Source organism: Saccharothrix saharensis (assembly GCF_006716745.1).
GTDB lineage: Bacteria > Actinomycetota > Actinomycetes > Mycobacteriales > Pseudonocardiaceae > Actinosynnema > Actinosynnema saharense.
Genome location: NZ_VFPP01000001.1, coordinates 1,822,049 through 1,845,772, shown reverse-complemented (window position 1 = coordinate 1,845,772; position 23,724 = coordinate 1,822,049). Strand labels below are relative to the sequence as shown.

At 73.1% G+C, this 23,724-nt stretch carries 19 protein-coding genes; 10 read left to right on the top strand and 9 right to left on the bottom strand.

Annotated elements, in window-relative coordinates:
• Nucleotides 1-419: 419 nt before the first annotated feature.
• Together FHX81_RS07340 and FHX81_RS07335 are read right to left on the bottom strand one after the other, a co-directional pair.
• Nucleotides 420-2,435 carry a xanthine dehydrogenase family protein molybdopterin-binding subunit gene (locus tag FHX81_RS07340; protein WP_170231963.1) on the bottom strand — a complete coding sequence of 672 codons (2,016 nt, stop codon included), beginning with the start codon at nt 2,433-2,435 and terminating at the stop codon, nt 420-422.
• Entirely contained in the window at nt 2,432-2,902 is a 471-nt protein-coding gene (locus FHX81_RS07335) for a (2Fe-2S)-binding protein (RefSeq protein ID WP_141976300.1), read from the bottom strand. Before FHX81_RS07335 ends, FHX81_RS07340 begins: the two co-directional genes overlap by 4 nt.
• A 278-nt stretch (nt 2,903-3,180) precedes the next feature.
• Here FHX81_RS07335 and FHX81_RS07330 point away from each other — a divergent pair, with 278 nt between their 5' ends.
• Nucleotides 3,181-3,639, top strand: a complete 459-nt coding sequence (locus tag FHX81_RS07330) for an ATP-binding protein (protein ID WP_141976298.1) — start codon at nt 3,181-3,183, stop codon at nt 3,637-3,639.
• Between the two features lie 81 nt (nt 3,640-3,720).
• On the opposite strand, the gene FHX81_RS07325 is transcribed toward FHX81_RS07330, so the two are convergent.
• The 4 genes from FHX81_RS07325 to FHX81_RS07310 form a co-directional block, all read right to left on the bottom strand.
• On the bottom strand, nt 3,721-4,674 hold the full coding sequence (locus FHX81_RS07325; protein ID WP_141976296.1) for a cation diffusion facilitator family transporter: 954 nt from the start codon (nt 4,672-4,674) through the stop codon (nt 3,721-3,723).
• A 1-nt stretch (nt 4,675) separates the two neighbouring features.
• Nucleotides 4,676-5,254 carry a transporter substrate-binding domain-containing protein gene (locus FHX81_RS07320; RefSeq protein WP_211363405.1) on the bottom strand — a complete coding sequence of 193 codons (579 nt, stop codon included), beginning with the start codon at nt 5,252-5,254 and terminating at the stop codon, nt 4,676-4,678.
• A gap of 121 nt (nt 5,255-5,375) precedes the next feature.
• On the bottom strand, nt 5,376-6,119 hold the full coding sequence (locus FHX81_RS07315; RefSeq protein ID WP_141976294.1) for an ANTAR domain-containing response regulator: 744 nt from the start codon (nt 6,117-6,119) through the stop codon (nt 5,376-5,378).
• 131 nt (nt 6,120-6,250) lie between these two features.
• Complete coding sequence (locus FHX81_RS07310; RefSeq protein ID WP_141976292.1) at nt 6,251-8,995, bottom strand: SpoIIE family protein phosphatase; 2,745 nt, start codon at nt 8,993-8,995, stop codon at nt 6,251-6,253.
• A 433-nt stretch (nt 8,996-9,428) separates the two neighbouring features.
• On the opposite strand from FHX81_RS07310, the gene FHX81_RS07305 reads away from it, so the two are divergent.
• The 3 genes from FHX81_RS07305 to FHX81_RS07295 all read left to right on the top strand — a co-directional run bounded on the left by FHX81_RS07305 (nt 9,429) and on the right by FHX81_RS07295 (nt 13,295).
• Nucleotides 9,429-9,779 carry a hypothetical protein gene (locus tag FHX81_RS07305; protein ID WP_141976290.1) on the top strand — a complete coding sequence of 117 codons (351 nt, stop codon included), beginning with the start codon at nt 9,429-9,431 and terminating at the stop codon, nt 9,777-9,779.
• A 215-nt stretch (nt 9,780-9,994) separates the two neighbouring features.
• On the top strand, nt 9,995-11,035 hold the full coding sequence (locus tag FHX81_RS07300) for an IS110 family RNA-guided transposase (protein ID WP_141983673.1): 1,041 nt from the start codon (nt 9,995-9,997) through the stop codon (nt 11,033-11,035).
• 238 nt (nt 11,036-11,273) lie between these two features.
• Nucleotides 11,274-13,295, top strand: a complete 2,022-nt coding sequence (locus FHX81_RS07295) for a hypothetical protein (protein WP_141976287.1) — start codon at nt 11,274-11,276, stop codon at nt 13,293-13,295.
• A 123-nt stretch (nt 13,296-13,418) separates the two neighbouring features.
• On the opposite strand, the gene FHX81_RS07290 is transcribed toward FHX81_RS07295, so the two are convergent.
• The gene (locus tag FHX81_RS07290; protein ID WP_141976285.1) at nt 13,419-13,829 is read right to left on the bottom strand and encodes an ATP-binding protein; all 411 of its coding nucleotides are present in this window, start codon (nt 13,827-13,829) and stop codon (nt 13,419-13,421) included.
• 362 nt (nt 13,830-14,191) lie between these two features.
• Here FHX81_RS07290 and FHX81_RS07285 point away from each other — a divergent pair, with 362 nt between their 5' ends.
• The 3 genes from FHX81_RS07285 to FHX81_RS07275 are packed head-to-tail and all read left to right on the top strand — an operon-like array spanning nt 14,192 to nt 16,847.
• Nucleotides 14,192-14,776: a hypothetical protein gene (locus FHX81_RS07285; RefSeq protein WP_141976283.1), complete on the top strand. Its 585-nt coding sequence runs from the start codon at nt 14,192-14,194 to the stop codon at nt 14,774-14,776.
• Nucleotides 14,773-15,942 (top strand): PrsW family intramembrane metalloprotease, encoded by a 1,170-nt coding sequence (locus FHX81_RS07280; protein WP_141976280.1) that lies wholly within the window; start codon nt 14,773-14,775, stop codon nt 15,940-15,942. The genes FHX81_RS07285 and FHX81_RS07280 overlap by 4 nt, the downstream gene beginning before the upstream one ends.
• A gap of 41 nt (nt 15,943-15,983) precedes the next feature.
• A complete protein-coding gene (locus FHX81_RS07275; RefSeq protein WP_170231962.1) occupies nt 15,984-16,847 on the top strand; it encodes a phosphotransferase in 864 nt (287 codons plus the stop codon).
• Between the two features lie 9 nt (nt 16,848-16,856).
• Here FHX81_RS07275 and FHX81_RS07270 read toward each other — a convergent pair whose 3' ends face one another.
• Nucleotides 16,857-17,390: a hypothetical protein gene (locus FHX81_RS07270; RefSeq protein WP_141976276.1), complete on the bottom strand. Its 534-nt coding sequence runs from the start codon at nt 17,388-17,390 to the stop codon at nt 16,857-16,859.
• 218 nt (nt 17,391-17,608) lie between these two features.
• Here FHX81_RS07270 and FHX81_RS07265 point away from each other — a divergent pair, with 218 nt between their 5' ends.
• Nucleotides 17,609-18,664 carry a LacI family DNA-binding transcriptional regulator gene (locus FHX81_RS07265; protein ID WP_211363404.1) on the top strand — a complete coding sequence of 352 codons (1,056 nt, stop codon included), beginning with the start codon at nt 17,609-17,611 and terminating at the stop codon, nt 18,662-18,664.
• A 222-nt stretch (nt 18,665-18,886) separates the two neighbouring features.
• Here the strand turns inward: FHX81_RS07265 and FHX81_RS07260 are convergent, their stop codons facing one another.
• Nucleotides 18,887-20,362 carry a cellulase family glycosylhydrolase gene (locus FHX81_RS07260; protein ID WP_246107674.1) on the bottom strand — a complete coding sequence of 492 codons (1,476 nt, stop codon included), beginning with the start codon at nt 20,360-20,362 and terminating at the stop codon, nt 18,887-18,889.
• Nucleotides 20,363-20,542: 180 nt separating this feature from the next.
• On the opposite strand from FHX81_RS07260, the gene FHX81_RS07255 reads away from it, so the two are divergent.
• Both FHX81_RS07255 and FHX81_RS07250 read left to right on the top strand, forming a co-directional pair.
• Nucleotides 20,543-21,802 (top strand): ROK family protein, encoded by a 1,260-nt coding sequence (locus tag FHX81_RS07255; protein WP_141976272.1) that lies wholly within the window; start codon nt 20,543-20,545, stop codon nt 21,800-21,802.
• Nucleotides 21,803-22,459: 657 nt separating this feature from the next.
• A complete protein-coding gene (locus tag FHX81_RS07250) occupies nt 22,460-23,635 on the top strand; it encodes a glycoside hydrolase family 27 protein (RefSeq protein ID WP_246107673.1) in 1,176 nt (391 codons plus the stop codon).
• The last annotated feature ends 89 nt before the right edge of the window (nt 23,636-23,724 follow it).

Sequence of the window (23,724 nt, the reverse complement as noted above, 5' to 3'; positions counted from 1 at the left end):
CCGGCCCCGCGCGGTCAGCGTCTGTTGGCAGGGTGTTCGGCCACCCGAATGCACCATCGGCGGCTCGTGCGCGTGATCACCGCAACGCCTCGCCGGCCACCACCCGCGCGATGAACGCCTCGGCGTCCGATCCACCTCGACGGCGTCCCCCGCCGCGCCGGCCAGCAGCAGCACGCCGCCGGGGCACGGGTCAGGTCGAACGCGAACCGCCCGCCGGCGCCGTCGTCACCGACGAATCGCCGGCCCGGGCGCTCGCCCTCCAGCGTCTCCGTTGGGCTCCTCCAGGTCTCCCGGTGATCGAGCACGCCCGCCCGCCCGCCGCACCGGACAGCGGGCGGGGTCGCGCCGCGCGCCGAACCGCGTCACGAACCCGACGCCGCCCGCCGGGACGTTCCACTCGCGCGCACCGCCGGATTCCCTCAGCCCACCTCGACGCCCACCGGCATGCCGGCGACGGGCCGCCCGGTGGCGGACGCGATCGCCGCCGCCGCCGGCGGGTAGGCCAGCTCGCCCAAACCGCCGATCGGCGCGTCCGACGTCACCAGCACGACGTCCACGTCCGGTGCCTGGTCGATGCGGGCCCACGCGTAGTCCCGGAACGACGACTGGACGACCCGTCCGTCCCGCACGGTGATCTGCGCGCCCGACACGGTCGACAGCGCGTCCATCACGCCGCCCTCGACCTGCGCCCGCACCCCGGACGGGTGCAGCACCGGGCCCACGTCCACGGCCGCCGTGACGCGGCGGACCCGGCCGTCGACGCTGTCCGCGATCACCGCGATCACCGAGCCGTAGTCGTCGTGGCACGCGACACCCCGGGTCGAACCGCGCGGCACGGCACCCGCCCGCGACGCCGCCGCGTCCAGCACCCGGCGCAGCCGCGAGTCGGCGGGCAGCAGCCGGCGCCGCAGGTCCACCTGGTCGAGCCCGGCGCGGTGGCCCAGCGCGGACAGGAAGCACTCCTCGGCGTACTGGAAGTGCCCGGCGTAGACGGCGCGCCAGAACCCGGTGCGCAGCGGCGCGTCCCGCAGCGCCACGTCCACCTGTCCGGGCACGGTGTACGGGAAGTGGTCGCCGCTCGCCTTGACGATCGCGGGGTTGTTGAAGAACGGGAAGATGTTCAACGGCCAGGTCGCGACCCCGTGCGCCCGCCACGTCGGCACGCCGTCCGCGTCGACCACCGCGGACAGCCGGTGCACCGACATCGGCCGGTACGAGTCGTGCCGCATGTCGTCGTCCCGGGTCCACAGCACGCTCACCGGCGCGCCCGCCACGCGCGAGCAGGCGACGGCCTCCAGCACCGGGTCGGGCTCGATGCGCCGGCCGAACGCGCCACCCGCCAGCGTCGCCTCGACCCGGACGTCGGCCTGGTCCAGCCCGAGCTGCCCGGCCAGCATCGCCCGCAGCGTGCCGGGGTCCTGCGTCGGCGTCCACACGGTCAGGCCGGTGTCGGCGAGGTGCGCCGTGGCGTTCATCGGCTCCATCGGCGCGTGCGCCAGCAGCGGCAGCTTGTAGGTCGCCGCGAAGGCGATCGGGCCGGGCGCGGTCGGCACGGCGGGCAGCGCCGTCTCCAGGTCCGCGAGCCACTGCCTGCTGTCGGCGGTCGGCGTGCCGCCGCGCCAGGTCACGCGCAACGCCTCCCGGCCGCGCAGCGCCTCCGGCACCGACCGCGCGATCACCGCCACCCCGCCCTGGCCGGACGTCGCCGGGTCCAGGGCCGTCACGGCCACCACGCCCGGCACCGCCCGCGCGGCGCCGTCGTCGACCGAGTCGACCACCGCGCCGATCCACGGCGGCCGGAGCACGACGGCGACCAGCGCGCCCGGCGGACGGCTGTCGATGCCGTACCGAGCCTTGCCGGTGACGATCGCCTTGGCGTCCACGCGGCCCGCCTTCGTGCGACCCAGCAGCCGCCACCGCTCCGGCGGGGTCAACACCACCGGCACGGTCGCCGGGTCCAGCGCCGCCGCGTCCCCCACCAGGGCCCCGTACCGCAGCACGCGCCGCCCGTGGCGGACCGTGCCGTCGCGCGCCGCGCACTCCTCGACCGGCACGCCCCACCGCCGGGCGGCGGCCGCGACCAGCAGGCACCGGGCGGTCGCGGCGGCCCGGCGGATCGGCTCGTGGAGCTGCCGCGCGGAGAACGAGTTGCCGACGCCCTGCGACCCGAACCGGGCCGTGTCACCGTGCGCCTGCTCCACCCGGACGTCACCGGGCCCGACCATCAGCTCCTCGGCGACCAGCAGCGCGACCACGGTCCGCACCCCTTGCCCGGAGTCGGGTTTGGGTGCGGTCGCGGTGATCCGGCCGTGCTCGTCCACCCGGACGAAGACGTTGGGCGCGAACTCCTCGGCCGCCTGCGCCGAACCGGGCAGCGCCACGGGCACCGACACGACCAGGACACCGCCGAGGAACGTCCGCCTGCTGATCCTCACCGCTCGCCCCGCTTCAACCGGGCGGCCCGCTTCACGGCCGCGCGCACCCGCGTGTACGTGCCGCAGCGGCACACGTTGTCGCGCAGCGCCGCGTCGATCTCGGCGTCGTCCGGGTCGGGGTTGGTCGCCAGCAGCGCGACGGTCGCCATGATCTGGCCGGGCTGGCAGTAGCCGCACTGCGCGACGTCCAGCTCCAGCCAGGCGCGCTGCACCGGGTGGTCGCCGTCCTCGGACAGCCCTTCGATGGTGGTGATGCGCTTGCCCCGCGCCTCTTCGACGGACGTCACGCACGGCCGCGCCGCCCGACCGTCCACAAGAGACGTGCAAGCGCCGCACGCGCCGACCCCGCAGCCGTACTTCGGGCCGAGCAGGCCCAACTGCTCCCGCAACGCCCACAACAACGGCGTCTGCGCGGGCAGGTCCACCTCACGCCGCTCACCGTTGACGTGCAACCGGTATCGCCCCACCGAGGACCCCTTCGCGTTCGGCCTGTCCTCATCGTGGTGGCACGCGGATTAGCCGGCAATCATTCGTTCAGCCCCCTGACCAACCCGTGATTACCGCCGTCAGGCGGTTGCGCCCCGCTCCGGCTGGTGCCGTCGCGCGCCGCGGGCGCGACCGGGTCGAGGTCGACTCCTCGGACCGGTTGGGCGGGGTGAACCGCATCGAGTGATCAGCGGCGGGTGTCGGCCGCGGGCCGCGAGGGTACCCGGACACCACGCTCGACGTCTTCGGGAGGACGAACATGATCGACGGTGCGGACGCCCCGGACCCGGCCAGACGCCGAATCCGACCCGGCGAGCCGGCGGACGCCGAAGTGCTCGAACTGGCGGGCGACATGCCCCGGTTGGCCGAGGTCAGGAGGTGGACCGGTGATGTCCTGGCCGACCTGACCGACGAGGAGGTCGCCGACGCGAAGTTGGTGGTGTCCGAGCTGGTGACCAACGCCTATGAGCACGGTCAACACCCCTTGCACGTGCGGCTGCGGCGCACCCGCAACCTGATCCGCGTCGAGGTGACGGACCTGTCACCTCGGGTACCGGTGATCGGCCGGTCGTCGGTGCGGGTGACGCGTGGTCGGGGACTGCTCCTCGTGGACCGGCTGTGCCGTCGGTGGGGAGCCGTCCGCAACGCGGTCGGCAAGACCGTGTGGGCCGTCCTGGCCCGCCCGTCGGAGCACCCGGGCGCGGTGCCGGCCGACTGAACCACCCGCGGACGGCACCCGGCGAACGCGTGGTCCGCCGGCATCGTCCACTTCGGACTCGCGGCGGTTCGCGGTATGGTGTCACCGATGGATTTCGGGCACCGGTACCACGGCGAGGTCGTGCATCCGCCAGTCCGCCCCGCGCAGCAGCCGGCTCAGTTCGGCGAGCCGTTCGACCAGGTCGTCGGTGTCCGGTTCGGGCACGACGAGCATCTCGCCGACGAAGACGTGGCCTTCCTCGCGCAGCCGGATCCAGGCGTCGGCGACCCACGGCTGGTCGAGGGTGAGCGAGGTGAGCCGGGTGAGCAGGGGGTGCGGTCGGTTGTCGGTCACCGTGCGGGGCCGCCGGTCCATGAGGTCGGCGACGGCGGTGCGGGTGGTGCGCAGGCCGTCGCGGACGATGTCGGCGGAGATCACGATCGCGGCGACGGCGTCGGCCCACCACAGGCCCGCCCCGATGCCGAGGATGCCGAGGACGGCGGCGCCCGCGGTGAGCCAGTCGGCGCGGTTCATCTCGGCGTCGGCGTGCAGGACCTTGTCGTGCAGTTGCACGGCAAGCTTCGTCTTGGCGCGGCCGAGCAGGATCGCGGGGACCATGGTGGCCAGCAGGACGGCGATCATCGGCCAGCCCAGCCAGATCGTGTGGCCGAAGACCTCGATCAGGCCGATCGGCGGGCGTTCGCCCTGCACGAGCCGCAGCACGGACTCGACCAGGATGTAACCGCCGAGCGCCAGCAGCGCCAGGGCGGAGGCGAGGAAGGCGATGGCCACCGAGCGGTGGTGCCCGTAGGGGTGTTCTTCGTCGGGCGGCCGGTTGCGGTAGCGGTTGGCGACCAGGAACGCGATCGGCGGCGCGAGGGCGAGGATGTCCTCCACCCAAGCGGCTTTCATGGCCTGCGACTGGCCGAGCACGATGGCCAGCGCCGCGATGGCCACGACGAAGAACGCGATCGTCCACCACTCCAGCCGGACGGCACGGCGGTGCAGCGCCGCCTTCTCGGGCGGCAACTCGTAGCGGTCGTGGATGGTCGCCATGTCACGTCCCCGCGCGGTGGGTGTCGAGCAGGCGGCGCACTTCGTCCTCGTCCAGTTCGAGCAGGAAGCGCTCGACGGTGCTCTGCCAGGCGTTCTCGCCCGGCGGCACGGCCATGACGTGGTCGAGACCCGCCAGGTGCGTGCCGGTGTCGACCGGTTCTCCCGCAGGCACGGCGACCGCCTCGTCCGTGGTGAGGTAGTCGGTGGTGAGGGCGACGTCCTGCTCCCACGGCGACTCGGCGTCCAGCCCCGCGACGACGAGGTCGAGGCCGCGCTCGGACAACGCGGCCATGAGCTCCGCCTCCCCACCGGGCACCCACTGCACGCGTGCCCCCAGGCTGTCCGCCAACCGTCGCACCAGCTCCACCTCGACACCGCCGGGCTCCCGCCCCGCACCCCCGCCGTCCACGACCGTCCACGGCGGGTTGTTCGCCACCCCGACCCGGATCGTGCCGTCACGCACCCGGTCCGCCGTCCCGTCGGCGTCACGGGGCCACTGACAACCACCGGCCGCCACGACGACCAACGCCACCACCACGATCCGTGTCCAACCCCGTCGAGCGACCGCAGCCGATGCCATGCCGGTGATGTTGCCCGAACGGCGTGATGCCAACCATCGGACGATCCGGACGCGAGGCCGTTCGGCCGGCACACCCGACAGGTGCGGATTCAGCCGTCGGGCGTGGAGGGGAGGTGTGCGGTCAGGCGTCGGGGCGGATGGCCTCGTCGAGGAAGTGCTCGGCCAGCTCGTGGAGTTTGCGGTTCTCCTGTTGGGAACGGTTCACCAGCATGGTGAACGCGTCGTCGGCGGAGACGCGGTGGACGGCCATCACGATGCCCTTCGCCTGGTCGATGACGGCCCGCGACTCCAGTGCCTCGTGCAGTTGGCCCACCTGGCGGCGGGCTCGAAGGTAGCGCCGGCTGTTGCGCAGGGCCGCCTCGGCGGCGGTGGTGAAGAGTTCCAGCAGGGCGGCGTCGAGTTCGCGGAAGCCGTGGGTCTGCCGGCCGTAGAGGTTGAGCGAACCGTGGTACTGCTCGCCCAGCAGCAGGGGCGCGGACAGGTAGCTGCCGATACCGAGGTGGGTGGCCGCCCGGGTGAAGGCGGGCCACCGGTCGGCGGCCTCGGCGACGGCGACGCGCCGCATCTCCCGGGACGCGGCGGCCTCCAGGCAGGGTCCCTCGCCCGCGTCGTACTGGGCGCGGTCCACGGCCAGGGTGTGCTCGTCGGTCCAGGCGAGGGACGCCGGGGTGCCGTCGCGCAGCACCGTCACGCTCGCGAGGTCCGCGTCGGGGATCGCGCCGACGACCTGTCGGCACACGCGGTCCATGATGGCCGCCAGGTCCTCTTCCTCGTCCAACACCTGGGACAGGTCGGCCAAGGCCGCGGTGACGTCGTCGAGTCGCCGGATGACCCCGTGCAGGTCGTCCGTTCCCGTGTCGGCCATGACCGCACCCCCTCTCCCGCCGCGGGGCACGACCAGCCGCCCACGCCCTCGACCTCAAAGGTAACCACGGCGGCGACGGCGTCACCCGACGAGTGATCACGTCCGGCTCCGGATCCCCGCACGACCCGGCGCTACCCGGTCCCGATCCGAACGGCGAGCGCGTCGCCGGTGAGGCCGTGCAGGCCGGACAGCGACAGCACGCGCGCGGGAGGGGTGCCCTCGACGGCGTGCACGGTGAGGGCACGGCGGGCGCGGGTGGCGGCCGCGGCGGCTTCCAGCAGCAGCGCGATGCCCGAGCTGCTGAGGTAGGCGACCTCGCCGAGGTTGATCTCGACCGGGCGCGGGTCGGCCGAGTCGATCCGGGCGGTCAGGGCCACGCGCAGGTCGTCGACGGTCCTCAGGTCCACGTCACCGCTCAGGCGCAGCACCTGGACCGGGGCGTCGTCGACGGTGTCGGTGACGTCGGTGACGTCCGCGCGCCCCCGGCCCGGCTCCGCCACCGCCACCGCGGGCACCGGTGTCCGCGACGGCTCGGCGGTGAGGTGGAACTCGACGGTCGTGCCTTCCCCGGTGTGGTGGAACACCGCCTGTTCACCGATCGTGCGGATGATCTGCAGGCCGCGTCCCCGGTAGCCCTTGTCCTCGGGCTCGGGCCGCCAGCGACCGTAGTCCTGGACGGTGACGCGCAGGCCCGTGGCGGTGGTCGCGACGGCGTAGGTGAAGTCGCCGGGCGCGTCGGGCGGGTACGCGTGGTCCACGGCGTTCGCGGCGGCCTCGCCGAGGGCCAGTTGCAGGTCGTCCAGCAGGTCCGCGGACAGGCCGGCGGTGGCCGCCCACGCGGCGACGGCGCGGCGCATCCCGGACAGCTCGGCGGGACGCGCCGGCACGGTGTCCCGCAGGGGCGGGGGCAGGTGGCGGGCGACGACCAGCGCCACGTCGTCGTCCTGGCCGTCGGCCAGCAGCGAGGAGGTGATGGCGTCGCTGAGCGCCTGGGGCGCCAGGTCGTGCGCGTCGCGGACGGTGTCCACCAGCCGGCGCAGGCCCTGGTCGATCACCGCGCCGCGGCGTTCGACCAGCCCGTCGGTGTAGAGCACCACCGAGGCACCCGGCGGCAGGTCGGTGGCGTGGTCGACGTAGGGCGCGCGGCCCGGTGCGCCCAGCACCGCCCCGGCGCCACCGGGCAGCAGCGAGGCTCGGCCGGTCGGGTCGAGCACCAGCGGCGGCGGGTGCCCGGCGACGGCCCAGCACAGCCTGCCGGTGTTCCAGTCGAAGGTCAGGCAGGCGCAGCTGCTGCCCACCGCACCGTTGACCCGGCCGGTGAAGGCGTCCAGCCGCTCCAACGCGGCGGCGGGGGAGTGGCCGTCGAGCAGGTAGCCCGCGAGCGCGCTGCGCAACTGCCCCATCACGGCGGCGGCACTGGGGCCCTTGCCCACGACGTCCCCGACGGAGAGGGCGACCGCGGTGCCCTCCAACGGCAGCACCTCGTACCAGTCGCCGCCGATCCGGGAGTGGGTGCCGGCGGGCAGGTACCGGGCGGAGGTCGCCAGCCGGTCCAACGCGGGCAGCTCGCGGGGCAGCAGGCTGCGCTGCAACGCCTCGGCGATCTCGTGCTCGCGCTGCAGCAGCCGCTCCCGCTCGGCCTCGGCGCGTTGCCGCTCGGTGACGTCCCGCCCGATCGCCTGCACACCGGTCGGCGTGGCCTGGATGCTCAGCTCGACCTCCACCACCGTGCCGTCGGCCCGCTTCAGGCCCCACACCTCGTTGACCACCCGGGTGGCGGGCAGGTCGGCGGTGAGCCGAGCCGGTCGACCCAGCGAGTCGGGCGCGACCAGGTCGCCCACCGGGCGGCCGACCAGGCTCTCGCGGTCGGTCCCGAGCAGCTCGCACGCGGCCTGGTTGACCTCGACGAACCGCAGGTCGTGGTCCAGCACCCAGATGGCGTCGTTGGCCCGTTCCACGAGCAGCCGGTGGCGCTGCTCGCTGTCGCGCAGCGCCCGGTCGGCGTGCACGCGCTGCATCGACTCCCAGCACCGGTTGACCACCACGGACACCACCTCGACCTCCTCGGGTGTCCAGCGCCGGACCGTCGCCTGGTGCACCGCCATGGCGGCGACGAACCGCCCGCCGCGCAGCAGCGGCAGGCAGATCACCGCGCGGATGCCGGTGAACCGGTAGGCGTCGAGGTCCCGCGGCCGGAGCCGGGGGTCGTTCTCGCTGTCGACCACCACCCACGGCTCACCCGCGCGCATCGCCCGCAGCGCACCGTCGCCGAACGCGGCCATGGCGAACCTGCCGGGCAACGGGGGCAGCCCGGTGGCGTAGTCGCCGCTCATCACGAAGTGGTTCTCGTCGGCCTCGGTGCGCGCATAGGCGCACCGGTCCACCCCCAGGTGCTCGCCGAGCAGGCGCGTCGCCAACGCCATCAGCTGCTCCGCGTCGTCCAGGCGCTGCAACTCGCTGTCGAGCGTGGCCAGAAACCGCTGCCGCTCGTGCTCCGCGTGACGCGCGGTGACGTCGTTCAACGCACCGCGCACGGTTCTCGCGACGCCGTCGACGTCCCGCACGACGTGCAGCTTCTCCTTCAACCGCAGCACGTCACCCCAGGCGGTGACCACCCGGTACTCCACCTCGAACACGTCCCGCCCTGGCTCGTCGCGCCACCGCTCCCGGGCGGCCTCGGCCCGGTCGTCGGGGTGGATCAGCGAGCCGAGGAAGTCCGGCTCGTCCGCCCACCGGCTCGCCGGGTGGCCCAGCAGGCGCTCGGCGTGGGCGGACACGAACGTGCAGCGGCGGGTCCGGGCGTCGGCCTGCCAGAGCACCACGGCCAGCCCGTCCACCAACGCGCGCAGGTCGGTGGTCTCGAAGGTGGGATCCACGTGCGTCAACCATTCCCGTCGCTCGAACAGACCGGACCGGTCCAGCCCGACCCGCGACGGCCGGGCGAGCGACCGAGCGGCAGAGTACCCACACGCCGGGAAACCATGCCGATCCGCGGCGACTGTGACGCGGGAACGGTGAGCCGCGCTTCCGCGACCGTCCGACCGACGCCGGACCCGCGCCGCCCACTCCTCGGGGACGGCGACACCTCCGCTGGTCACAGCGTTCTCGCCCGGACCGGATCCGGCGGGTCGTTCGCGCCCGTCGTGGCGCGATGCCCGTCCGGGCGGTCCGGTGTGCCTCCGCGGACGGCCGATCGACCGGGTGATCGCCTCCCGGTGTTCGAATACTGGGTGGATGAGGGCGCATACCGATCATGCACCTGGCGATGTCGTCGATCACGGTGGACCGGCGCGGGGACCGCGGGCGGCGGTGGCGGTGCCGACCGGGGGTGTCGCGGCGGCGCTGCGGGTGCAGCGCCTGGCGGGGAACCGGGCGACCGCCGGACTGCTGGGCGTCCAGCGGGACGCGTCGGGTGTCACGGTACAGCGGTCGCCGTTGTCGGCCGAGGAGATCGCCGGGTTGACGTTGCCGCAGGTGGAAGCGCGGATCGCGGAGAACGAAGCGGAAGCGGCCCCGTTGGTGGTCAGCCCCGGGCACCTGGCCGTGCTGGGCGAAGAGCACATCCGGCTCTCCCGGCGCTACGACTGTGAGGATCATGTTGTGCCGCTCCGGGTCGGTGGTCTGACCCGCGCTACGACTGACCAAGTGTCCTTAGTTTGATCTGTCGGCCATGGGCCTGGAGCGGTGCCTGCTGTCGCCGGACCGGCGGAGCGTGTCCCGATAGGGGCCTTGCCGCTAACAAGGCGCCATCACAGTCCTGACCGCTCCCGACCGGCCCGGCGACGGCCGATCCGTCCCGAGAGCCGACCAGGAGACAAACGACCGTGCCCAGTGTCCCCGACAAGCCCGAACGCGACCAGGCCGACCGGCCGGAGATCGTTCTCGGTGTCGACACGCACAAGGACTTCCACGTCGCCGCCGTGATCAGCACTCTCGGCGTGCTGCTGGGCAGTGAGACGTTCCCGACGACCGTGTCGGGCTATCGGCGGGTGCTGTCCTGGGCCTCGTCCTTCGGCAGGGTGCGCCACGCCGGTGTCGAATGCACCGGCTCCTACGGAGCAGCCCTGGCACGTCATCTCACCGCAGCGGGCATCGCGGTGGTGGAAGTCAACCAGCCCGACAAGGTCCAGCGTCGCCGGGGCAAGACCGACGCCGGGGACGCCGAGGCAGCGGCCAGGGCGGTGCTGTCCGGCCGCGCTGCCGCGAAAGCGAAAACCGGTGCCGGCCCGGTCGAGATGATTCGCATGTTCAAGCTGGCGAAGGCATCGGCGATCAAGTCGCGCACCCAGGCGATCAACCAGCTCAAGGCCGTACTCGTCTCCGCCGACCCGGAGTTGAGGGACTCGTTGTCCGGGCTGGGCAACCCCAAACTCGTCCGCCGCTGCGCCGAACTCGATGCCGACACCCCGACCGATCCCCGCTCGGCCGCGACATACACGCTTCGGCTGCTCGCCCGCCGTATCCGCGATCTGACCTGCGAAATCGACGACCTCAACAACCGGATCGAGACGGTTCTCCAGACACACGTCCCCGAGCTGCTACGACGACCGGGCATCGGCCCGGACACCGCAGCCGCGCTCGTCATCACCGCGGGAGACAACCCCGACCGGATGCGCAGCGAGGCCTCGTTCGCCGCGCTGTGCGGCGTCAGCCCGATCGAGGCGTCCTCCGGGAAGACCCGACGTCGACGGCTCAACCGCGGTGGCGACCGCCAAGCCAATGCCGCTCTCTACCGCATCGCCCTGTCCCGCCTGCGCTGGGACCCGCGCACACAGGACTACCTCGCCCGCCGCCTGGCCCAGGGCAGAACCCGCCGCGAAGCCATCCGCTGCCTCAAGCGCTACATCGCCCGCGAGGTCTACTCGCTGATCAACAGTCCTGACGACACATCCACGCCACTATCCGAAGCCGCTTGACATCCATAGGGGCATCGAACTGACCCGGGGTCCGCGGACCGGCGCCGACCCGACGAGCGATCGGACCACCGCGCTGGTCGCCGCGGAGCTGGCCGAAGCGGAGGCGTTGGTGACGCGCTTGACCGCGGACGTGCCGGCGCGGCCCCGGGATCACGCGTTGAACGCCGTTCGTGGTGTCGCGGAGAGGCTACGGACCGATCAGCAGTTCATCGGGGCGCCGGCCGGCCGGGGCGGGGCGGTGTCCGCCGCGAGTGCGCGGGTCGAGCGGTTGATCGCGGTGTTCGCGCCGGTGGTGGCCGCGGCCGAGCAGTGGCACACCGCGAATCCGGCGGGTGACAGCCTCGGCATGATGAACGAAGCGGCCGGCACCTGGCTCGCGGGTCGCGCGCTGGACCACTGGGACCGCGGTGGCTGGTACTACGCCAGCGGAGCCGCGGCGTTCGTGGCGGCCGGCGCGGTCGCCTTGGTGGAAGCCGGCGAGCAGGTGCTGTCCATGGGGTTCCACGAAGCCGCCACGGAGGTCTCGCGGGCCTACACGCGGGGCGACATCTCGTGGAACGAGGGTGAGAGCATCCTCACCAGTGCGGCGTGGCGCGCGTTGCTGACCGCCGCGGTCACCCGGGGTGCGGGTGCGGCCGCGAGCCGCCTCGGTGGTGCGGCCGCGACCGGCGCCGGGTTCGCCACGCGGTCGGTCGGCTACGGGCTGGCGGGCGGCGCGGTGGCCGGTGGGGTGAGCGCGGCCGCGTCGTTGGGGACGCAGTCGCTGCTGACCGCGTTGCTGCAGGACCACTTCAACGGCGGGGTGGCGCGGTCCATCTGGCGTCAGGGCATTCCGTCGGGTGGGCAGTGGGCCGTGGCGATCCCGTTGGGGATGCTGCTGGGTGCCGGCGCGGGCGCGCGAGCCGTGCGGCTGGGCAACGCCGAGTTGATCGGCTCGACGGTCGACCTGCCCGAGGGCCGGTTCCGAGTCCTGGCGATCACGCCCGACGGGCAGGTCGTCCTGGCGCCGGTCGGTCTGCGCAGCACGCCACCACCGCCACCACCGTCGGTGATCGAGATGGTGTTCGACGCGAACACCGGCCACTGGGAAGCGGTCGGCAGCGGCGCCCGACCCGCTTCCGCCTCCGGGCCGGCTACGCTCGCCGCGCCCCCGGGACGCGGCGGTGCCCCGGTGACGGCGCCGGCCGGACCACCGGTTCCCGTCCTGCCGAGGGGGTTGCCGGCACCTGGTGGGACTTCGGCCGTGCGGGACCCCGCCCCGTTGACCGCCACCGCCCCGGCTACCACCGCCCCGGCCGGCACCGCGCCGGCAGTCGACACGCCACCCGCGACCGCACGCACGGCGGCAGCCGATCGACGGGTCGCCGAGACCGGGACGGCCCTCGCCACCGCGACGCGGGAAGTGGCCTCCGCGCGGACGCGCGTCGCCACGGCCGAGGCCGCCCTGCACACCGCGCGGGCCGACGGCGCTCCGGCCGCTGTGCGCGTCGCCGAGGCGAACCTGCGGCGAGCCCGCAACGCGCTCGACCGGGAGGTGGCAGGCGAAGCCACGGCCCGCCGCGAGGCGACCGCCGCACAGCGAGGACGCGGGGAGATCCTCCGGATCGAAGCGGAGATCGCCCGGTTGACCCGGGAGGTGCTCCTGGAGCTCAACCCGCCCGGCGGGTTCACCGTCGAGCAGGTCCGCGCCGGCCGCCGGCCGAACGTCATCCCACCCGTGGGACAGGCCGGCGGCCTGCGCTACCACCAGCTCGCCGCGCAACTGCGCCGCAACCACCAGCTGCTGGCCGACGAGGTCTCGGGGCTCACCCGCAGTCTGGTCGAGCAGACCGCCGCGGCCACCCCCGGTGCCGCCGCCCGACCGGTCGCGCTGCGCAACGCCGCCGCGCTCGACCCGGCGTTGCGCCCCGTGGGCACGGTGCCGATCGACGTCACCACCGGCGCGCCGATGACCGCCACCACGAGGTGGAGCACCGACCACCTGATGCCCCGCGCGGAGATCGCCCGCGACCCCAGGTTCCCCAGGCTCACGCCGCCCCAGCGGAACAGCGTGCTGCTCGACGTGCCCGAGAACTACCTGCCCCTGCCCAACGGCGTCAACAGCGAGAAGAACGACCGCACGATCGAGGAGTGGATCGCGTGGCGCGCCGCCGCCGGACGACCCCTGCCCCAAGCCGTCGCCGACGCGTTGCGGGCAGCGGACGTCCGGGCCAGGGCGGCGATCGAGGCACTCTTCAACCGGTTCCTGCCGCCGACGTGACGCCACCCCGCCGGGTGCGCTCCCCTTCGCCGGAGTCCGACGGGCCGAGCGCCGGTTCCTCCGGAGACGGGCGTAAGCCCGTGCACCGCGACATGCGGACTTCGACCTCCCGGCCCGTGCGCGTCACACCGGGACGTGGGACGCGCCGCAGGACAGCTCGGCCCAGACGGTCTTGCCGCCGGGGTGCACGTCGACGCCCCAGTCCTTGGCCAGCTTGTCGACGATGACCAGACCCCGGCCGCGGTTGGGGCCGAGGCGGGAGCGGCCGAAGGTCAGGTCGTCCGGCGAGGCGTCGTCCACCTCGATCCGGACGTAGCTCCAGTTCGGCGAGCGTCGGAGCCGGACGGCGCGAGGGCCGGTGCCGTGGTCGTAGGCGTTGCTCACCAGCTCGGTGACCAGCAGCATGCAGTCGTCGATCTCGTCCTCGGTCAGGTCGGCCAACGCCTCCGCCGCCCACCGTCGCACCGCGGCCAGCGACGGGACGTCGTCGACCAGGTCCAACGCCACCGTCGTCACAGGGTCGTCGGCGTTCACGGGCTCACGTCCTCCTTGCTGAAGACGCGTGGCCGGCCGCCGTTCGGCGGCGCACACTCGCCAGTATCGATCGGCGACCACGATAGGGGCAATCGCCGCGGGATCGGCGGGTATGGGGCCGACACGCGGTGCACGACCCGGACACACCCGAGCGCCGCCGTCCGGCGGTGGTACCCGGCGGCATCCCTTGGTCGGGTGATCGGTGACTGCCCGTCATGCAGGTCCGATAAAGCTTTGGTAAAAGGCGCGACATTCACGCGCTGGACGCCGATGAATTCCCGGTAGTCACGGTTTCGCTTGCTGAAAATCTTCGTCAGTGCACATACTGGCGGCCGTTATCGCCTGGTAGTGGAGGTGGTGAGGTGACGAGCGCGCATTCCGCGGGACTTTCCGGGCTGCCCCGCCGGGAGCCCTATCGGACGTGGCCGGGTTCGCTGGTCGTCGTTTTCCTGATCGTGCTGTTGGTCGGCACGCTGGTCGTGGTCGACGACAACACCTCGGGCGCCGAGGAGATCCCGCCGGGCACGACGATCGAGGTGGGCAGGGGTGTGACCTACGTGCCGGCCGACGGGTGGTACGTCGTGCGGGAGGGGACCACGCCGGGCAGCACCTCGCAGGTCTCCGGGCCGGGCGGGTCGTTGACCGTGCAGGCGGGCGAATGGGACGGGACCGCGGCCGAAGAGGTCGAGCGCACCCGGCGCAGGATCCTCGCCGACACTTCGTTGCGGGTGACCGGTGAGGCCTCCTTCCACACCGCCGGCGGCCTGACCGGCACGCGACTGGCCTACGTCGGCCCGCACGTGCAAGGGCGGGCCTGGGTTGCGGTGGACGAGGACACCGACGACTCCGTGATCGTCTTCGCGCCCAGCGCCGCCGAGACGTTCCGGCAGACCTCGGCACAGGTGGACGCGATGGTCGACAGCATCCGGACGGGAGCGGACTCGTGACGCGCGCGACGATGCCGGAGCCGGTGGCCCCGGTCGGGGTCGACGGCTTCTTCCAACCGCGCCGGGTGGCGTTCTGGGTGCTGGTGTTCTTCATCGCCAACGGCGTGTTCTTCGAGGGCACGCAGCTGCTCACCGCCTACCGGATCGTGCCGACCGCGGTCCTGTTCGGCGTGGTCCTGTGGACGCTCTACCTGGTTCCGGTACTGCTGTTCTTCCGGTCGCTCGACCTGTTCGAGCAACACCCGGCGCTGGGGTTCGTGCTGGCCTTCGCCTGGGGCGGCTTCGCCGCGACCTACCTGGCGATCCCGGCCAACACGGCGATCTTCTCGCTGGCGGCCAAGCTGGGCGGACCGCGGTTCAGCGCGGACTGGGGCGCCGCCCTGGCCGGACCGATCGTCGAGGAGACCCTGAAGATCCTCGGCGTCGTCCTGCTGGTCCTCGTCGCGCGCAACCAGTTCCGCACGGTGCTCTCGGTCGTCGCGACCGGCGCGGTGGTGGGGCTGGGCTTCCAGGTGCTGGAGGACCTGTCCTACTCCTTGAACTCGGCCATCGCGTTCCCGATGGACAACGAGGTGCTGCCGGTGGCGCTGGTGTTCGGCACGCGCGGCATCCTCAGCGGCATCTGGAGCCACGCCATGTACACGTCCATCGCGGCGTTCGGCGTCGGCTACTTCCTCACCCGCCGGACCAAGCCGTTCGCCCAACGCCTCGGCGTCGCGATCGGGGCCTACCTGGTGGCGTGGTCGGTCCACTTCTTCTGGAACAGCCCGTTCTTCACCGACCTGGGGTTCCTGCCCTCCGTGCTGATCAAGGCGATCCCGGTGGCGGTGATCGGCTTCCTGATCTGGCGGCTGGCGGGCAAGGAGGAAGGCGTCCACTTGAAGGAGCTGGCGGAGCACTTCGTCGCCGACGACCTCATCACCGCCGAGGAGCGCGAGATCCTGCCGTCACTGCGGCAGCGGCACCACGCCCGCCGGCAGGTGAAGAAGACCCACAGCCGCAAAGCCGCCCGCGCGCTGCACGACCTGCAACGCGAACAGGTCCGCTTGGTCATGTACCACGGCCGCTACGGCACCGGACCCGGACTCGCCGACCACGAGTACGCCGTCCGCCGCGCCCGCGCGCGACTCCAGGACCTCGTGGACGGACGACGCGTCGAGTCCTGACGGTGCCCCGCACCGGCCCCGGCCTTGGCATGATGGTCGTTGTGCTGGTCCAGGAGGTCATCGAACTGGTGCGGCGTGAGCGTGGTCGGGAGCTGACGCTCGTCGGCAGGTTCGCCAGGGGTGACGAGGGCGCCTACGAGGTGATCGGGGCGGACGGCGCCCGGTTGGTGCTCAAGTGGCTGTCGCCGGGGCGGGAAGCCCGCCACGCCGAGGAGCACGTCGGGCCGGCGCTGGCGAGGCTGCGGGCGGCGGGCTGCCCGATTCCGCCCCTGGTCGCCGCCGGGCGGGCGGGCGGTGTGTGGTTCGAGTTGTGGGAGCACGTGGCCGGGAGCCCGGTGGAGCACGTAGACGGCGTGACGCTGGACCAGTTGATCGCGGTGGTCGACCGCGAGCGCGGAGCCGGTTCGGGGACGGGCGGGGACTGGTGGGACTTCGTCGCGGGTGGGTTGGTCGAGGACCGGTCGCCGCTGTGCCGGCCGTCGGTGCTGGTCGGGTCCGAGCGGCCGGTGTCCGACCTGCTGTCCCGCCTGCGCGCCTCGGCCGCCGCGGCGCGGCTGCCCGAGCGGGCGCCGGACGACCTGGTCCACTTCGACTTCGGGCCGGCCAACGTGCTCGTGGACGAAGGCCGGGTGACGGCGGTGCTGGACTGGGGGTCGTGCCGCACCGGTGACGCCTCCTACGACCTGGTGACCGTCGACTGGGACCTGGCGGCCTGGCCGAAGGCCGGGCCCGGGGTCCGGGAGCGGCTGGAGGACGAGATCCTCCGCACGACCGACCGCGGCGCGCTGGTGGTCTACGCGGCGCACTGCGTGCTGCGCAACCTCACGTGGGCGAGCGGGACCGAGTGGTCCGAGCACGTCGTGAGCACCGGCCACGGGTTCCTGGACCGCTGGGCCCGCGCCTGAAGATCCGGATCACCGGTCGTCGGAGTCCTCCTCCCCGCCGGAGCAGGGGCCGATGACGGCGAGGGCGGCTTCGCCCGCCGTGAAGGCCCGGAACAGGTCCGACTCCGCGGCGGGTCCGTCCTGGACCAGCAGGACCACGGGCTGGTCGCCTTCCGACGCGGCGGGGTCGAAGTCGGTGGCGATCTCGCGGCGCAGGAGGAGCACCCCGCCGTCGACCAGCGGCGCGTCGCGCAGCGGAGCGGTGGCGGTGGCGAGTTCGGCGCCGCGGTTCGGCACCATCTCGTCGAGCACCTCGGGTGAGGTCAGCACGAGCACGCCCAGCCGGTCGCCACCGCGCTCGTAGCGCACCCCCAGGTCGAACGGGAGCAGGTAGAACACGCCCTCCCGCAGCTCGTGGCCCCGGTCCAACAGGGCGTTCACCACCTGCTGACCGGGGTCGTCGGACGCCGGATCGATCCCGACCACGACCAGCTCGGCGCCATCGTCCTCATCGGCCTCCAACGCGGGCACGACGGTGATCCACATCTGTTCCGCGTCACCCATGCCGGTGATCCAAGCACCACCTCGCCGACTCCGGTCAGGACCGGACGTCGTCAACGTGGACGTCCCAGCCGCGTTCCTCGCGCGACCGGTGCGGCGCGGGGCGGCACCCGCCGGTTCGGACGAGGCTCCGAATGCCCGGTCCGCATCACGCCCGCACGACGCGGTGGCGTGCTCGGCGAGGCTTTGCCTCGCGCGTGCCCACGGCGCAGGATGGCCCGGTGGCGCGATCCTCCGGTGGGGCAGCACAGCGGCGGACGGCGGGCCCGCCGAGCATCCGCGACGTCGCGGCCGCGGCGGGGGTGTCGCACCAGACCGTGTCACGGGTGCTCAACGACTCGCCCAGGGTCAGCCCCGACACCCGGCGGCAGGTGCTGGAAGCCATCGAACGGTTGGGGTACCGGCCCAACCGGGCGGCGCGGGCGCTCGGGTTCGGGCGGGCGCGCGGCGTCACGGTCGTGACCGCGGACACGACGCTGTACGGGTACGCGTCCACCCTGCACGGCATCGAGGAGGCCGCCCGGCCCGCGGGGTTGTCGGTCGGCATCCGGGTGGTCGAGTCCGCACGCGCCGAAGACGTCCGGCACGCGGTCGAGCACGTCAGCGACCCCAGTGCGGGCGGCGTGATCGTGATCGCGTTCGACGCGGCCGGTGCGGCCGTGCTGCGCGCGCTCCCGGACGACGTGCCCGCGGTCGCCGCCACGGAGGCCGGTGGCCTGCCGGACGTCTCCCGCCGGACGATCTTCCTCGACGAGCGGCGGGCCGCCGTCGACGCCACCCGTCACCTGCTGTCGTTGGGGCACCGCACCGTGCACCACGTGGCGATCCCCTCGGAGACCGGCACCAGCGCACGTCAGGCGGGCTGGCGCGATGCCCTGGAGCAGGCCGGCGCGCCCGTCCCGACCGTCCTGCCGGGAGGCTGGGAACCCCGCTCGGCCTACCAGGCCGGACGTGCCCTGGCGGCCGACCCGCTGGTCACGGCCGTGCTGTGCGGCAACGACACGACGGCCGTCGCGGTGCGCCGCGCGTTGTACGACGCGGGGCGCGACGTCCCGGGTGACGTCAGCGTCGTGGGCTTCGACGACGTACCGGGCGCCGAGTTCTGGACGCCCGCGCTCACCACCGTGCGCATGGACTTCGCCGGTCTGGGCCGGGCGTGCCTGGTGGCGCTGCTGTCCGACGACCCGGCCGACCAGGGGGCGCGCGTCGACCTCGACCCGCCGTGCCTGGTGGTGCGCGAGTCGACGGCGCCGCCGGGGGCCGGCACCGGCACGTGACGACGTCGGCGGGCAACGGTCCCCGGTCGCCGGCGACGCGCTGCTCGGCGCGCTGCGGACCACCGTCGTGCACGCGGTTCGGGCCGCGGTGTCCGGGAGGGCGTTCGGGTTCGGACCGGCCGTGCCGCTCGACCGCGACACCCGGCCGAACCGGGCCGTCCGGGTGTTCTCCCGATCCTGGCCGGCCCGCCGGGCGACGGCGGGCCGGCCGGGTCCCGCCGGTTACGGCGTGACGGACAGCAAGTGGGCCTTGAGACCTTCACCGATACCCGGTTCGGGTGTTCCGTTCCAGTCCTTGATGAGCACGGCACCCGTGGTGCAGCCCCACGGGTTCCAGGTCCACGCGAGGTAACCGATGTCGTGCGCGTCGGCCCAGTCCACCAGGCGCTGCATGTACTCGAAGCCGCAGTCGTCCTGGCCGAACTCGCCGAGCACGACCGGGACCTGCTGGGCGAACGGCGCGATCTGGCTGTCCCAGCAGGCTTCCGAGGCGCACGCGTTGAAGCTGTAGGCGTGCCACGAAGCGGCGAGGTTGTGCAGCGGGTCGACCGGCTTGTGGGTCAGCCACTCGCGCAGGTCGTTGGCCCACTCCAGGCCGCCCAGCATCAGGACGTTGGTCGCGCCGGTGGACCGCACCGCGTCCACCAGGTCCTGCATCCCGGCGACCTCGTAGGGCAGACCCGCGCAGGTGCCGCCGTCACGCCAGCACTTCCAGCCCAGGGCCTTGTCCCAGCCGGCGGCCATCTCCGGGTAGGGCTCGTTGAACAGGTCGAACACCACCGCGTCGTCGCCCTTGAACGTGGTGGCGACGCTGGTCCAGAACTGGGGGGAGTACCGCGCGTCCGGCATGGGCTTCTGGCACACGGCGTGCTCGTCCTTGCAGTGCCAGTCCGGGCTGTCCGGGTAGGCGCCCCAGGTCCAGTGCAGGTCCAGGATCACGTTGATGCCGTTGGCCACCAGCAGGTCCACGTAGTCCTTGACGGCCTTCTGGTAGGTGGCGCCACCCGGTGAGCCGTAGACCCCCAGCCAGCACTCCTCGTTCAACGGCACCCGCACCGCGTGGATGTTCCAGGTCTTCATCGCGTCCACCGACGCCTGGTCCACCGGGCCGCCGTCCCACATGCCCTTGCCCTGCACGCAGGCGAACTCGCCACTGGAGCGGTCCACCCCGAGCAGCCGGTACGGCGTGCCGTCCGCGGTGACCAGCTTGTTGCCCGAGACGCGCAGCTCCGGTGCCGGCCCGTCGACCGGCGGAGTCGTGGTCGTGGTCGTGGTGGTCGTCGTCACCGACCCGGTGCACGTGGTGCCGTTCAGCGCGAACGAAGCCGGCACCGGGTTGGCGTCGCTCCACGAGCCGCCGAAGCCGATCGAGGTGGACGCGCCGGTGCCGAGCGACCCGTTCCAGCTCATGCTCGCCGCCGACACCCGCGTGCCGGACTGGGTCCAGCGGGCGCTCCAGCCCTGGGTGACCTTCTGGCCGGCCCCCGGGAAGTCGAACGTCAGCGTCCAGCTCGACAGCGGGTCGCCGACGTTGGTGATCGCGACGTTCGCGGTGAAGCCGCCCGGCCACTGGCTCTGCACCGCGTAGACGACCGAACAGCCCGCGGCCGCGGCCGCGGGCAGGGCCGCCGTGGTCATGCCGGCCGCGGTCAGTGCGACGGCGGCGCCGACCGCGAGTACTGCCTGACGATGTCTCACCTGGACTCCTCGTGCTCGTGAAGCTCGACGGGATGGCTGCACCCGTGCTTCGTCAGCTTCCCTGGGAAAGAGAATGCGCTGATGGGTGACATCTGAAGGGGCCGATGGCGGGCGACCCGACGGGCCGGGGGAGAGCTAAGTGAAGTAGCCTGGCGAAAGGGTGCGGCGAAGGGGGCAACCGTGGCGAGAAGCCCGGTCTGGGCGAGCCGGTCGAAGACGCGGGGCGTGGTCCTCGACGTGATCAGGGCGGCGCGCACGATCAGCCGGGTGGAGCTCGCGGCGGCGACCGGTCTGACCGGGGCGACGATCTCCGAGGTCGTGCGCGAACTCCTGGGCGACGGCCTGGTCGTGGAGACCGGCCGCGGCGCGCCGACGGGAGGCAAGCCGCGCACGCTGGTCCAGCTCAACCCGTCGGCCCGCTACGGCGTCGGAGTGCAGCTCGAGCGCAACGCCTGCGTCATCGTGGTCGTGGACCTGGCCGGTCACCCGGTCGCCCGGACCTCGTTCCGCGGCGTGTCGTCGATGCCGCCGGAGCAGGCGTTGCCGCTGGTGGCGTCGCGGGTGGACGCCCTGCTGACGACGGCGGCCGTCGAGCGCGAGAAGGTGCTGGGGGTCGGCTTGGTCAGCTACGGCCCGCAGGACCGGCGTGCCGGGGTGTTGTTGACGCCGCAGCCGACCGACGAGTGGCGCGATCACCCCGTCGCGCCGCACCTCGCGGAGTGCCTCGGCCTGCCCGTGCTGCTGGACAACGACGCCGCCGCGGCCGCCATCGGCGAGTACTGGATGGGCGCGGTGGATCCGAGCAGCACCTACGGCTGCATCTACATGGCCACCGGGATCGGCGGCGGGGTCGTGGTCGCCGGTGAGGTGTACCGGGGCAGCACGTCGAACACCGCGGAGATCGGTCACATCTCGATGGACGTCCACGGCGACGAGTGCCCGTGCGGCAACGTCGGGTGCCTGGAGAACTACGCCGGTCCGTCGGCGCTGGTCCGGCAGGCGTTGGAGACGCCGGGGCTCGCCCGCCGGCTGGCGCTCGACCCGGACGCCGACGATTTCCTGACCGAGTTCGCGCGCATCGCGGCGGCCGCGAACGCCGGTGATCCCGAGGCGCGTGCGCTCGTCGAGCGGTCGGCGCGCTACCTCGGTCACGCCGCGGTCACCGTGGCCGTCCTGTTCGACCTGGACGTGATCGTCCTGGCCGGGGCGAGCTTCGCGGTGGCGGGCTCGATCTACCAGGCGGTGATCCAGCGCGAGTTGGACCGCCGGTTGTTCGCGCGACGGGCGCACTCGGTGCGCGTGGTGCCCTCGGTGAACGGGTCGGACGCGGCGGCGATCGGTGGCGCGGTCCTCGTCCTGCAGAGCGAGTTGACGCTCGGCCGCGGCCGTCCCGGGATCGGGGCGAGGCCGGTGCCCGTCGGCGCGGGCGAGGCGCCCTGACCTGGTGTCGCCGTCCGCGGGGCGTGGTGTCGCCGGTGAGGCGGACTCCGCCGTCACCGCGGACCGGGCGGCACCGGGTCGACGAGCCGGTGTGCACAGGTGGCGCCGCATGACCCGCCCTCACTTCCCCGTGGGCCGAAGGCGCGGGGGTAACTCCGCGTCGTCGGGGTGCGCCCGGACCGCGGAAGGGGTGTGCGGGTCGCCGGCCTGTCCGGTGCGGGCCACCGGGGTGGTCGCGGCGCGCGCACCCGCACTCCGGCATCTCGACACCGTCACGACGTCCTCCTTGACGTGGGAGCCGCAGGGGGTCGGCACGGGAGCCACTGCGTTCGGCCATTATTAAGTTGCCTAAGTAAGCCGTCAATAGCTGATGTCCGCAGAGCGGGACGTAGCGCGGCGCCCGGCTCCGGCCTCGCTGTAGCTGCGGCATCGCGCTGTTCAGGCGAACTGACTAGGGAGCGGACGCGTGCGCTGAAGCAGCGAACGGCAGGACGACGGGATGCGCACCACCACCACCGGCCGGGTCGCGGCCGGCCGGACCTGCGTGCCGAGGGGGCAGCCCGGCCGTCCCACGGCCCGGTGAAATCCCGGACTCCGGCTGTCCCGCTCCCGGGAATCCTGGTTCGGTGGGACCACATCGCCTTTCCGGAGGACGTCGTGCGTCGGTCGTCGGCCCAGGTGGCGGTCGCGGTGCTGCTGGCGTCCGCGGTCGTCGTGGTCGGGCCTGCCGCCGCCCTCCCCGTGTCGGCGGGCCTCGCGCCCACCCCGCCGATGGGGTGGAACTCCTGGAACAGGTTCGGCTGCGACATCGGCGAGCAGATGGTCCGTGAGACCGCCGACGTCCTCGTGGAGTCGGGGATGCGCGACGCCGGCTACACCTACCTGAACCTGGACGACTGCTGGATGGCGGCGGAACGGGACGGGCAGGGGCGGTTGGTGCCGGACCCGGCGAAGTTCCCCGACGGGCTCAAGCCGGTGGCGGACTACGTGCACGCGCGCGGCCTGAAGTTCGGCGTCTACGCCGACGCGGGTGCGAAGACGTGCGCGGGTTACCCCGGCAGCTCGGGCCACGAGCAGGTCGACGCGCGGAGCTTCGCCGAGTGGGGTGTCGACTACCTCAAGTACGACAACTGCAACAACGACGGCAGCCCGGCGGCCGAGCGGTACGGGAAGATGGGGCGGGCGCTGCGGGAGTCCGGCCGGCCGATCGTGTTCGCCATCTGCGAGTGGGGGCACGAGCGCCCGTGGGAGGGGTGGGGTCGCCGGGTCGGCGGGCACCTGTGGCGCACGACGCGCGACATCGCCGACTCCTGGGCCAGTTGGACGGCGCTGCTGGACCTCCAAGTGGGACTGGAGGAGCACTCCGGGCCGAACGGCTGGAACGACCCGGACATGCTGGAGGTCGGCAACGGCGGCATGGCCGACCACGAGGACCGGGCGCACTTCACGATGTGGGCGCTGGTGAACGCGCCGTTGATCGCGGGCAACGACCTGAGGGTGATGGACGAGGCCACCAAGGACATCCTGCTCGACCCCGACGTCATCGCGGTCGACCAGGACTGGGGCGGGCGGCAGGGGCACCGGTTGCGCGACGACGGTGAGCAGGAGGTGTGGCTGAAGCCGATGTCGGACGGGTCGGCCGCCGTGGTGCTGCTCAACCGGGGGACGTCCGAGCGCGAGATGGCCGTCACCGTCGAGGCGATCGGGCTGCCGTCCGCGGCGAAGTACCGCGTGCTCGACCTGTGGACGAACGAGGAGACCGAGACCGCCGACGAGGTGCGCGCCCGCGTGCCCGGTCACTCGGTCGTGGCGCTCCGGATCTGGTTGATCTGACCGGGATCCACACGGACGAGTGCCTTCCCGTGCGGTCCGCCGGATCCCGGGTAGCGTCGACGCAGATCCGCCACGCACGAGAGAAGTGG

Excerpts from the sequence above, each read along its gene's own strand:
- FHX81_RS07320 (WP_211363405.1), bottom strand. The coding sequence starts at position 5,254 with ATGGCATCGGCTGCGGTCGCTCGACGGGGTTGGACACGGATCGTGGTG.
- FHX81_RS07270 (WP_141976276.1), bottom strand. The coding sequence starts at position 17,390 with ATGGGTGACGCGGAACAGATGTGGATCACCGTCGTGCCCGCGTTGGAG.
- FHX81_RS07325 (WP_141976296.1), bottom strand. The coding sequence starts at position 4,674 with ATGGCGACCATCCACGACCGCTACGAGTTGCCGCCCGAGAAGGCGGCG.
- FHX81_RS07330 (WP_141976298.1), top strand. The coding sequence starts at position 3,181 with ATGATCGACGGTGCGGACGCCCCGGACCCGGCCAGACGCCGAATCCGA.
- FHX81_RS07315 (WP_141976294.1), bottom strand. The coding sequence starts at position 6,119 with ATGGCCGACACGGGAACGGACGACCTGCACGGGGTCATCCGGCGACTC.